Here is an 11,992-nt window from a genome sequence, read left to right as displayed (position 1 = left end):
ATTGGGATAAAAGTAAATTATTTCCAATGAAATATGATATAATATCAGAAGATAAACTTAAAAATAAAGAGATTTATAACATACAGGAGGGGGAAAATAATGCTATACAAAAATGAAAATGGTTGGAAAAAACAACTTGCAAAGGAAGAAATTTTTAAATTTTCAGAAGAGTATAAAAGTTTCTTAGATATTGCAAAAACTGAAAGAAAATTTGTAACAGAGGGAATAAAATTTGCTGAATCTAAAGGGTTTGTAAATGCTTTAGAGGAAAAAGATTTAGTTCCTGGAGATAGAGTTTACTATGTAAATAGAGGTAAAAACCTTGTACTTGCAATAATAGGTAAAGAGGATATTGAAAAAGGGATCAACTATGTAGTATCACATGTGGATTCACCAAGACTTGACCTTAAAGGAAATCCTTTATATGAGCAGTTTGATCTTGCATATATGAAGACTCACTACTATGGTGGAATTAAAAAATATCAATGGGCTTCTATACCACTTGCTATGCATGGTGTAGTTATACTTGAAAATGGTAAAAAAGTAGAAATTTCTATTGGAGAAAAGGAGTCAGATCCAGTATTTACAATACCTGATATTCTTCCTCACTTAGCTGGAAAAGTTCAGGGAGATAGAAAGATGAGAGAGGTAATAAAAGGAGAAGAGCTTCAAATCATCGTTGGAAGTATCCCATCTACTATAGAGGATAAAGAGGTAAAGGATAAAGTTAAATATGCAATTTTAGAGATATTAAATAGAGATTATGGAATTGTGGAAGAGGATTTTATATCTGCAGAACTTGAACTTGTTCCAGCTGGAAAAGCAAGAGATTTAGGATTTGATAGATCTATGATAGGTGCCTATGGACAGGATGACAGAATATGTGGATATACATCTATGAGAGCCTTAACTGACATTGAAGGAATACCAGAAAAAACAGCAGTATGTTTCCTAGCTGATAAGGAAGAAATCGGTTCTACTGGAAGTACAGGGCTTACATCTGACTTTTTAGGATTCTTTACTGGTGATATGATAGAAAAAGTAAAAGGTAACTTTAATGAGATGATGCTTAGAAGAACACTATGGAATTCTCAGGCTCTATCATCAGACGTTAATGCAGGAATAGATCCAATATTCCCAAGTGTTCATGACTCACAAAATGCTGCTAAAATCGGTTTTGGTGTAGTTGTGACTAAATATACAGGTGCAGGAGGAAAAAGCTCTACAAATGATGCTGACGCTGAATACGTAGCAAAGGTAAGAGGAATATTAAATGCTGAAAATGTATGTTGGCAAATAGGAGAGCTTGGAAAAGTAGATGAAGGTGGAGGAGGAACAGTTGCAAAATATCTGGCTGCTCTAGGAATCCATACTATTGATATAGGACCAGCACTACTTGCTATGCACTCTCCATTTGAAGTATCATCAAAGCTTGATGTATATGAGACTTACAGAGGATATAAAGCATTTTATAAAAGAGGATAATAGAAAATAATATATTGTTTATGAGAAAAATTAAAAAATATTTTTACTTTTTTAGGAAAATGACATTTTCTGACATAGGTAATGTTGTATAATAAGCTAGACAAAGTGAGATATTAAAGGCAAAAGGTATCTCATTTCATCGCTCCTTTAAAGGCCACCTAGTTGGTGGCTTAAGATATCTAACTATGGCACATTGCCAGTTTTAAATAGTGTGATAGAGATATTTTTTCTCATATCAGTATAATTACTCCAGGGGATAGAGGCTGTTTTAGGCCTCTATTTCTATTTTATATACAATTTTGGCTATCTCCTCTATTCCATCTATTATATATTGTGAATACATATAGATATATTTTCCAGGGATAGGGTAGATATCTCCATTTTTAATAGCTTCAATCTCCTGCATACTTTTATCATTTTTTATAAAGTCAAAAAATTTGCTGCACTCTTTCTTATCTGTAGAATCCCAAATAGGAATGAGAATTATTTCAGGATTAGCTGCAAGGACACTCTCTTTAGAAAGCTTTGCAAAACCATTTGCATCTATCTCATTAGCAACATTTGTAATATAGATTTGAGATAGCATATCATCAAACATGCTTCCCTTTCCATTGGTACTTCCATAATGAGAGTATTCAAGAACTCTTGGTGGAGTTATATCCAGCTCTTTTATTTTTTTCTGCACCTTTTCAAGCCTTTTTTTCATGTTAGATACTATTTTTTCTCCAGCTTCTTCAACCTCTAATATTTTGGCAAGTTCATAAATAGTCTCAATTTCTTCTTGAAAACTTCTGGGGGTCTTATATATATAAACATAAATTCCAGCCTCTTCTAAATGTGCAACAACAGTTTTTTTAGTCCAGTCTGGAGCAATTACAATATCAGGTTCCATAACAATGACCTTTTCTATGTTGTCATGTACCTCTTCAATATCATCTATTTTGTTCCACAGAGCTGACCTCATTTCGTTTTTGTGAGAATTGCCACTAAGAGCTAGAATACGTTCTTTAGGTACAAGTCCATAGACCATTTCATCTCTTCCCATTGAAAGGGAAATTATTTTATTGTATTTTTTGCTGTTCACTTCACTGTAAGTTTCTATAGTGAATGTAAATATTAATAATAAAAAAAAAGAATTTTCTTCACAATATCCTCCTGAGTATAAATAAAAAACTCCAATTATAAAAAACCGGAGTTTATTAAACTAGATGGTATCCTTTTAATAGAAAAAAGTCAAATTTTAAATTTTTTAAAAAAAATTATTAAAATGACATTATATGTCATGGTAAAAGAGTATAATTAAAATATAAAGATAAAAACAGAGCAGATTTTTGATAGAATCATCTCCTTATTTTATTATTGTTTTATTGCATGGAAAGGACTGTTGCAAATTTGTAGCAGTCCTTTTCATATACAAAAAACAGGGTGCTCATTGAGCACCCTGTTCTGTTAAACTGGTAATTCTAGCAGACAAATCGCTTTACCTCTTTGATGACATAAATTTTGTTTTGTTGACATTTGACCTCATAACGTTCCCCAATAAAGCTTCTGGCTATCTCATCAATCACGCTATCTTCAATAGGAAGAAGGGTCAAATCATAGTTAAATTTAACTACAGATAATTGTCTTATAATCTCTCCCTCATTATCTGTCTGTTGCCAGTGTATTATATTGATATTACTATTTGTAAAAAAGCTCCCCAAAAAGATAAAGTCATCGTCATGCTGAAATTGTAGTTCCATGATTTTCTTTGCTTCATGTTCATTAGCAGCCCGTTTAAATTCCATAGACTATCAACTCCATTTATTTATTTGAAACTAAGCTTTTATCTTTTGTTAATATTTTATATATTATATACATTATACCACATTACAACAATTTATGGTATTTATAATTTTTTTAAAAATAAATTATCATCACTTTTCCTCTATCTCCTTTAAAAAATAAAGCAAATATAGTATACTAGATAAAAGTATGAGAATTAGCAAGTTTGGAGATGATTGAATGATATTTTTTTCAAAGGATGTAGATTTTAACGACATTGCCCTTGAATTGGATAAAATAATGGTGAAAAAAATAGTCCCTCTTATAAATCGTCAGGATTTAAAGGGAGATGAGATGTTAGCAAAAGAATTTGAAACTCTTTTAAAAAAGATTGGAAAATTGAGAATAGCTACATATAATGGAGAACCGGTTTTTACCTTTGAACCACAATACTGCTTTTCTACAGCAGAGACCTTTAGAAGAGGTGGGCATTTTTTAGATGCAATAGCGTGGTATCTTATGAGTTGTACCAGAGAGTGTGATTTTTCATCTCCATATACAAGTATTGCAGGTTTATTAAAAGAGGCTCAGAAGTATAAAAGTGCCATGACTGTGTATAAGTTTGCAGATAGATTGTTCCCAAGGGATTTTAAGGTCAGTATAAGAATGGCAATTCTTTTATATTTCCATATTGAGGATAAAAGTTTTGATGGAAGTGATTTTGTAAAAGAGCTTAAAGAAGCTGAGAAAAGCCTTGGAAGTTATGAGGCAGTAAAAGATATGGTAAAGATGCTATATAGTAGACAGTATAACCTGGATAGTTTTTTTTATGACTATGAAGCAAGAGCAGGTTATTAATATAAAATAATTATCAGAGGAGCAGAAAATGAGATTTAAGAGTCGTTTAACTAAAGAGGATATGGAATATATAAATCTGATGTGTTCAGAGCTATGCAAGCATGCTCAGGCATATAAATTTATAGATGTTATTAAAGGAAGTATGTGTGAGTTTTTAGACCTTCAGGAGCACTATAGAAGTTTTGGAGGATTTTTCAGATATATTATGGCAGATGCCAATGAGAAAAGATACTATCTTTTAGATGAGGATTATGATGTAGTGGACAGTTTTTTTGTAAATGATGAAGGGATATTTTTAGATGCTAAAATTGCTGAAATAGACAGTGATGAGCATATAAAAAAAGTATATGACACTATTCCAGAGACATGCAGTGCTGTTGGAATATCTCAGGATAAATTGGAAACACTTATGAGTTCACAGGATACCTACAATGGAAATTGGTATAGATTGGGAAAAAATATATTGGAATTTACAGATATGTTTTTAGCTGCAAGAATAGTTGATAAATATTTACAGATGGGGCTTAAATATTCTGATACTCCAGATATAGCTATCCTGGATAGTAAAACTGCCAATCATATAGAGATGCTAAAAATAAAAAGGGTACCACTATATTGTAAAAATGAAGGAAGATTAAAACTTTTAGATGTAAAACTTGATATTGGAGAAGATATGGACCTGAATTTAGATAGCAATGATGAAGGATTTGAGATATTTATGGATAATTATATGGACACCTATAGAGGAACATATGAATATTATAGAGATAAATTTGGAGATATGGCTAAAGAGATATTTGCACTTGCAAGACTTGGGCAGATTTAGTTTTAATATAAAAAGAGCGGGATATTCCCGCTTTTTTACATATAATTATAAAGATTTTGTGTGAAAACAAAAAAGCTGTTGCAAATCAGTTATGGATACTGACTTATAACAGCTCTCTTTCACTTAGTTATTGTCGTCTCTTATCTCTTCAATTGTATAGTTTGTTTTTACTTTATAGTTAAGCCCTATAAAATGGACTGCTATATTTTCAAGTTCATCATCATCTATTTTTCTATCACCTTGGTTCTGTATAGACAAGGATTTAATCCCATTATTTTTAAATACACTTATTAAAATATCTTTATAATTATATACACCCAATGCATTTGGGTTATCTTTTTTCAGAAGCACAGTAGATTCTTCACATAGAAGAAACTCTGGAAAAATATCGATTTTTTTCATATGCATCCCCCCCACACCTCTATGATAATACAAATTCACAAAAATATAAAGGATTATTTTTATAAAAAAACATACACCCTATATTTTTATTTTATTATAAAGTCATAGAGTTGTCAAATGTTCACGAGAAAGGTAAGATTTGACCAAGGTGAGGGAGAATTTTGTTTTCTTAAATTGACAATCTAAACTATGTGGGGTAATATTTTAAATGTAAAATATGGAGGTGGAATATGCAGATTATCTTACTTATATTGGGGATTTTATGCTTTTATAAATTTGATGCAATGCTTGGAATAATTTTACTTGTTTCTGCTGTGATATTAAGTTTTTATAGCATAATTAAAAAAATAATTGAAATAATAAGATTAAAAGTTAAAGAAAAAGAGGAAAAAGCAAAAGAGGAAGAAAAGAATAAAAAACATAAAAAAAAGAAAAAAATGTAGATTTAAAATGAAATTATTGATTATAAAATATTTATCTAATTAAAGAACATATATCTTTGAAAGTTATCAGATATATGTTCTTTAATCTTATATGATTATTTTGTATATGTTAAAAATTCTTTAGAGAGCTTATGTTTTCCAGTTACTAAATCAAAGAATGCTTTTTGAACTGCTGATGTAATCCTTCTTTCTCCATTTCCTACCTGAATTCCATCAACTGAGTATACAGGTGTAATTTCAGCGGCAGTTCCAGTTAAGAATAATTCATCACACGTATATAATAATTCTCTTGGAATGTTTTGTTCAACAACTTCATAGCCAAGTTCTTTTGCCAGCAAAATAACTGTATCTTTTGTAATTCCGTCAAGTGCCGAAGATCCGTGTCCAGGGGTAATTATCTTTCCATTTAAGACTACAAATAGGTTTTCTCCGCTCCCTTCACTGACATTGCCTAGATAATCAAGAGCAATCCCTTCTTCATAACCATTTTCAAGTGCTTCCATTTTAATAAGTTGAGAACTAAGATAATTTCCACCAGCTTTTGCAAGAGAAGGCAGAGTATTAGGAGCAGGTCTTCTCCAAGATGACACTTGAACACGAATTCCTTTAGTCAAAGCTTCCTGACCTAAATAAGCTCCCCATGACCATGCAGCAATAGCAACATCAATTGGACAGTTAGCTGGATTTACTCCCAACTCAAAATATCCTCTATAAACAATTGGACGAATATATCCCTGTGTTAAATTATTTGCATTAACTGTTTCAATTATAGCTTTTTTTATTTGTTCCTCTGTAAATGGAATAGATGTTCTATATATTTTTGCAGAATTAAATAATCTCTTGATATGTTCGTCAAGTCTAAAAATAGCTGGACCTTCTTCTGTATTATATAGTCTAATTCCTTCAAAAAAAGATGTTCCATAGTGAACTACATGAGATAATACATGAATATTTGCCTCATCATGTTTAACTAATTTTCCGTTCATCCAAATTTTTGTTGTATTAATCATTATATTTCCTCCTAAGTATTATTTATTAGGTACATATTTTTCTAAATTATTTATTGCAGCTGTTAAGTTCTCTTCTGTAATTGTAAAAGCAGCCACTTTAACATCATTTACAGAAACAGCTTTTGTAACAACCTGTTTAATATCATTGCTATCAACTCCAAACCACTTATAAGAAGTTGGTAAATTGATTTTCTTATAAAATGGAAGCAGTTCATCAATAGTCTCATATTTACCATCTAACATAAGCTGAACAAGGACTCCATAAGATACTATTTCTCCATGTAAATGGTTGTGTTCAACTTTAGGTAATGTAGTAAATCCATAACATATTGCATGGGCAACACAGCTGTTGTAATCGTTAATAACATGATTTGAAACAAGTCCTGTATTTACAATTATTGACAATATTACTTCTTCCAAAGCGGAAGAAACTTTATTATTTTTACAATCTTCAAGTGCTTCCTCACCGTATGTAACTAAAGGATTATAACAAAGCATAGACATTTTTACTCCTAGAGAGTTGTAATAATCAAGTTGTTTTCCCCGTGCTGAGAACTCAGGTTCGAATCCTTTAGCTAAAGTATCACCAATTCCTGCCCACAAATATTTTTGAGGAGCTTCAGAAATAATTTTAGTATTAATGAAAGTATGTTCAGCAGGTTTTCCTCTCCAATATAGTCCATGAAATATACCATCAGGTTTATACACAGCACAAACACCAGTAATGCTTGCACATGTAGAGGCAATAGTTGGGAAAGCAAAAAGAGTTTTATTCAATTGGCCAGTTAAAATTTTACAAGTATCAAGGGCTTTTCCCCCACCAAAAGAAAAGATAATATCAGCCTCTTGGACATTTGTATTTTCTTTTAACATATCTACATTTTCATAAGCAGCTTCTCCACCATACCATAAGATATCAAGAACTTTAAAACCTACTTTTTCAACCTCTTCTTTTACAAGATGTGCAGCTTTTTCTAAAGCGGTTTTTCCACCGATAAAGACTATCTTTTTACCATAAGATGAAGCTATCTTAGGTACTTCTGAGTAAATATCTTCTCCGATACTATAATTAGGTAAAAATACATTTTTCATAAAACTTCTCCTCCTTTACAGTTCAACTTGTGCTTTTTCTTTCTTCGTCAGTGCAAAACCTTTAGCAAACATACTTGCCAAAATAGAACCTGATAATTGATGAATAACAGTGGCAAGAGTTGCTGGAAGTACTGTAAGAGGATTAGTAAATTGTGTAGCTAATCCTAAAGCCAGACCTGAGTTTTGAAGACCAACCTCTATAGATAGAGCTTTTTTCTTTTCGTTATTCATATTTGTTAATGCTCCGACTAAATATCCAAGTCCAAATCCAATCCAGTTATGAAAACATACAGCTAAAATAAGAGAAATACTTGCATTTAATAGATTAAGTTTATTTGGAGCTACACAAAGTCCCATAATCATGACGATAGTGATGATAGGTACTATAACTAGAATATTTTTATATTTTTCAATATGTGACTCAAAAAAATGTCTCAATAAAATTCCTGAAGTAATAGGGATAATTACTATTTTTACAATGTCGAAAACCATTTTTAAAACATTAATTTCAACCCATTGTCCTGCTAAAGCATAGGTAAGTGCTGGAGTTAATAGTGGAGCAAGAAGAGTAGATACAGTTGTCATTCCTATTGAAATAGCGATATCTCCTTTAGCTAAATATGTCATTACATTGCTTGCAGTTCCTCCAGGGCAAGTTCCAAGTAGGATAAGCCCAACAGCTAAAGCAGGAGGCAGATTAAATGCTTTTGCAAGGAAATATGCTACTAATGGCATAATTGTAAATTGTGCTACACACCCAATCAGAATATCTTTAGGTCTTGTGAAAACAATTTGTAAATCCTCTTTTTTAAGAGTAATTCCCATAATAAACATGATTATTCCCAATCCTATAGTAATAAGTGATTGACTAAATACCTTTACTTTTAAAGCTAATAAGAAAGGAGCTGGAAATACCATAGCTATGATTGCCATAGTTAAGATAAGAAGAACAAAATACTTTCCCATAATGTTGCTCAAACGATTGAAAAAAAACATAATTATCACTCTCCAAGATTTTAATAAAATTTATAAAAAAAAACAGCCTAGTTAGGCTGTTTAATCTATCACAAGAATTATATTTAAGATTATTTCTCAAATTTTTTATTCATTGAAGGACGAAATCAGTTTATACCTAACATAAGATTTATTAGTATGCGAAAAAGTATTGATTATAGATATTATTATAATCAATATAGCTATTATACTAATAATTATGACTAAGTTAGATACTAGTGACATCTGTTCCCTCCTGTTTAAAAGTTATATAAATTTTCTTTATAATATACTAAGTTGACAAAAAAATCAAGAAATTTTCAAAAAAAAATCATGTTTTTTATAAAAATTGTTATGAAAATCTCAATTTTTAGAAGATTAAAGGATTATTTATTTGCAAGGAAAAGTCCTATTTGAGCTAAAGTTGCAGAACCAAGATATGTTCCTATAAAGACAAATATTCCTGTAATTGCAATTTTCCAAGACAAACTTCTAAGTACCCCTAACTTATTTGCAACTGAGATTCCAGCATATGTAAGAATAGGAGTTGTGATAGATAGAAAATCCACACCATTTATAGCTTTTACCACTTCGTTGCTCATCATGCAGAATATAAGAGATGTAATTGATACCCATCCAAGGATAGGGAAATCTCTTATAAATTTTACAGGGCAACGTTGCATAAATCTTTGAATAGCAATTCCAATTACAGCAAATAGTCCAAGAATAAACAGTCCAGCTATTGTATAACCAGTGATTTTAGGACCTCTTTCACCATATTTCATCACCTTTATCCATTGAGTAAACAATATAAGAGAAAGGCTCAGGATAAGAATAAGTATATTTTTAACATAGTAGTTTTCAGTTATATTCTTAGTCATTCTTTTTACCTCCAGTTAATTTTCTATACATAAATCTTTGAAGAGGTACTGCTACAAAGACCATTGTAAATGTTCCTATAAAACTTGTAAGGAGCTGACTTGCAGCAGCATAAGCTCTAATTGTTTCAGCTTTCTCAGGGAATACAGCAGCAAGAGATGAACTTGCAGCAGTCATCATACTTGCAGAACCCATTCCTGAAGCTATAGCAAGAGCCTCTATTCTGTAACCAAGTTCTAAGAATATTGGAGCAGCAACACTGAAGAAAATAGCTCCAAACAGAGTACCAAAGATATACATTGAAAGAACTCCACGTCCTTCATCTGAGTTTAAAGTGTATTTTTCAGAGATATATGCAAGCTCTCCCTCTCTTCCAAGACCAAGAGTTGACCCAATAGCCTCTCTTCTCAGTCCAATTGCAATAGCAACAGGAAGCCCTATTACAACTGTTCCAACATTTCCAAGCTCCTGAATAAGGAAGATCCAACCTATTGAAAGGATATCCTTAAGTTTTGGAGCAACGTCAGCACCATATTTAGCCATAAGTGGCAGCATTATAATAATCAGATATTTTCCAGCAAAATTTACATTTTCCTCAGCATAAATCTTTTTTAATATCCCTTTTCTGAAGCATTTAATTGCAAGAACCATAGTGATGATAAGTGCAAATAGTAAAGGCAAAAGTCCAATTTTGAATTTTCCAAAAGTGATAGCTCTAAATCCTATCATCTCAGCTGCAAATATAACTATTACAGAGAAGATAATAAGGTAAGGCAGATTCTTATTTTTCATCGTTTCCTCCTAAGATATCTATAGTTTTTTTATACTCTTCATAACTTTTTTTATAAAGTTGTGATTTATCAATTTTTCCACTCATCTCTTTTAATACACTCATTAGAAATTGTGGGAATATAGAGAAGATATACTCATTGTCTTCGTGGATAAAATCGTCTCCATGGATAGTTCCTTTAAATCCACTATAACCAATCTGAATAGATGGAATAATATATGAAAGGTCTCCAATATCACCTGCTGCACTGATAGGTGTTTCATCTCTACAGAATTTTATTTCTTCAAATTTTTCATAAGCTGATTTTACAAATGTTGACAGATATCTTGATTGAATAAATGGCAGATATCCCATATTTGTTTCAATTTCAACCTCTCCACCAAGAGCCATTGCAGATCCTTTTGCCATATTATCAAGCTGATTTGCAAGTTTTATCATATATTCAGCAGAGTGAGCTCTTATATCTGTTCCAACAGTTATTTCATTTGGAATTACATTTACTCCCATATTAGAGTGAAGAACAACAGGATTTATTCTAACTAAATATTTTTCATCAATCTGCTGTCTATACATACCAAGGGCAACATTAAAAAGAGTTGAGATGCTGTATGCATTAACTCCTGCTGATGGTGCAAATCCAGCATGAGCTGCCTTTCCCTTAAATTTATAATTTTTATACATAAATCCAGCTAAATCACAGTTTACCTCTATACTTCTTTGTGGGAATACTCCTCCCATAGCATGGACACAGATTCCAAAATCATACTCATCAAAGATGCCATCTTTCATACCTTCTGCTTTTCCGCCAAAGTATGTGATAACTCCATCTTCTTTTAATTTTTTTCTGTAATCCAGGTCTAAATACTCTTCAGCAGGGACAAAAATAAATCCTATTGAGAAATCAAGATTCTTATACTCTTCATTTTCAACAAGAGATCTAAAAAGATGAAGCATAATTGCAACTTGAGTGTGGTGACCACAGTTGTGAGCTGCTCCAGTTTTACAGTCTGCATGGAAGTGACTAGGGGCAAAGACTCCATCAAGTTCTGCAATAACTGCTACATTGATGTCCTTTCTTTCTCCTGGGAGATTGAATTTAATTCCTGTTTGAGCAAATTTTTCAATCTTTACCTGAGGAAGATATTTTTTTACATAATTTTCTACTATATTAGAGGTATGATTCTCTTTAAATCCTAATTCTGGGTTTAAATAGATTTCCTCTCCTATACTGAAAATCTCTTTGAATTTTTCCATAAAAACATCCTTTCTGGTTTTTAATATTATATTAAGGTAAAAAAATTGTGTTTCTTTACTTAGTAATTGTACCAGTAAACTCAAAAAAATCAATATTTTTATGGTATGTCCGTAAAATAAGAACACTTAAATTTATTGGGGTTTTGAGATATATTATCTATATTTTAAAAATAAATTATAAAAAAATGAAAAAAGC

At 31.3% G+C, this 11,992-nt stretch carries 13 protein-coding genes; 4 read left to right on the top strand and 9 right to left on the bottom strand.

Translation table 11 applies throughout. The features are described from left to right. Positions 1 to 99 precede the first annotated feature (99 nt). Complete coding sequence (locus IX290_RS10055; RefSeq protein WP_211493055.1) at positions 100 to 1,485, top strand: aminopeptidase; 1,386 nt, start codon at positions 100 to 102, stop codon at positions 1,483 to 1,485. A gap of 268 nt (positions 1,486 to 1,753) precedes the next feature. Here the strand turns inward: IX290_RS10055 and IX290_RS10050 are convergent, their stop codons facing one another. Further along, positions 1,754 to 2,530, bottom strand: coding sequence for an ABC transporter substrate-binding protein (locus IX290_RS10050; RefSeq protein WP_211493054.1), 777 nt, complete (start codon positions 2,528 to 2,530; stop codon positions 1,754 to 1,756). A gap of 418 nt (positions 2,531 to 2,948) precedes the next feature. Further along, the gene (locus IX290_RS10045; RefSeq protein ID WP_211493053.1) at positions 2,949 to 3,272 is read right to left on the bottom strand and encodes a hypothetical protein; all 324 of its coding nucleotides are present in this window, start codon (positions 3,270 to 3,272) and stop codon (positions 2,949 to 2,951) included. Positions 3,273 to 3,489: 217 nt separating this feature from the next. Here IX290_RS10045 and IX290_RS10040 point away from each other — a divergent pair, with 217 nt between their 5' ends. Further along, positions 3,490 to 4,107, top strand: a complete 618-nt coding sequence (locus IX290_RS10040) for a hypothetical protein (RefSeq protein WP_211493052.1) — start codon at positions 3,490 to 3,492, stop codon at positions 4,105 to 4,107. Positions 4,108 to 4,135: 28 nt separating this feature from the next. Further along, positions 4,136 to 4,933 (top strand): hypothetical protein, encoded by a 798-nt coding sequence (locus IX290_RS10035; protein WP_211493051.1) that lies wholly within the window; start codon positions 4,136 to 4,138, stop codon positions 4,931 to 4,933. A gap of 123 nt (positions 4,934 to 5,056) precedes the next feature. On the opposite strand, the gene IX290_RS10030 is transcribed toward IX290_RS10035, so the two are convergent. Next, complete coding sequence (locus IX290_RS10030) at positions 5,057 to 5,335, bottom strand: hypothetical protein (protein ID WP_211493050.1); 279 nt, start codon at positions 5,333 to 5,335, stop codon at positions 5,057 to 5,059. Positions 5,336 to 5,565: 230 nt separating this feature from the next. Between IX290_RS10030 and IX290_RS10025 the strand changes: the two genes are divergently transcribed. After that, a complete protein-coding gene (locus IX290_RS10025; RefSeq protein ID WP_211493049.1) occupies positions 5,566 to 5,778 on the top strand; it encodes a hypothetical protein in 213 nt (70 codons plus the stop codon). A gap of 95 nt (positions 5,779 to 5,873) precedes the next feature. Here IX290_RS10025 and IX290_RS10020 read toward each other — a convergent pair whose 3' ends face one another. The 6 genes from IX290_RS10020 to IX290_RS09995 all read right to left on the bottom strand — a co-directional run bounded on the left by IX290_RS10020 (position 5,874) and on the right by IX290_RS09995 (position 11,796). Next, a complete protein-coding gene (locus tag IX290_RS10020; protein ID WP_211493048.1) occupies positions 5,874 to 6,788 on the bottom strand; it encodes a branched-chain amino acid transaminase in 915 nt (304 codons plus the stop codon). An 18-nt stretch (positions 6,789 to 6,806) separates the two neighbouring features. Continuing rightward, entirely contained in the window at positions 6,807 to 7,880 is a 1,074-nt protein-coding gene (locus tag IX290_RS10015; RefSeq protein WP_211493047.1) for an iron-containing alcohol dehydrogenase family protein, read from the bottom strand. Between the two features lie 15 nt (positions 7,881 to 7,895). Then, positions 7,896 to 8,846 carry a bile acid:sodium symporter family protein gene (locus IX290_RS10010; RefSeq protein ID WP_249169244.1) on the bottom strand — a complete coding sequence of 317 codons (951 nt, stop codon included), beginning with the start codon at positions 8,844 to 8,846 and terminating at the stop codon, positions 7,896 to 7,898. A gap of 413 nt (positions 8,847 to 9,259) precedes the next feature. Then, the gene (locus IX290_RS10005; protein ID WP_211493045.1) at positions 9,260 to 9,754 is read right to left on the bottom strand and encodes a hypothetical protein; all 495 of its coding nucleotides are present in this window, start codon (positions 9,752 to 9,754) and stop codon (positions 9,260 to 9,262) included. Continuing rightward, positions 9,747 to 10,544, bottom strand: coding sequence for a DUF3100 domain-containing protein (locus IX290_RS10000; protein WP_211493044.1), 798 nt, complete (start codon positions 10,542 to 10,544; stop codon positions 9,747 to 9,749). The genes IX290_RS10005 and IX290_RS10000 overlap by 8 nt, the downstream gene beginning before the upstream one ends. Next, a complete protein-coding gene (locus IX290_RS09995; RefSeq protein ID WP_211493043.1) occupies positions 10,534 to 11,796 on the bottom strand; it encodes a M20/M25/M40 family metallo-hydrolase in 1,263 nt (420 codons plus the stop codon). Before IX290_RS09995 ends, IX290_RS10000 begins: the two co-directional genes overlap by 11 nt. Positions 11,797 to 11,992 lie beyond the last annotated feature (196 nt).

It is taken from the genome of Fusobacterium sp. DD2, from assembly GCF_018205345.1.
In the GTDB taxonomy this organism is placed as follows: Bacteria; Fusobacteriota; Fusobacteriia; order Fusobacteriales; family Fusobacteriaceae; genus Fusobacterium_A.
This window is presented reverse-complemented; position numbering and strand designations above follow the sequence as displayed.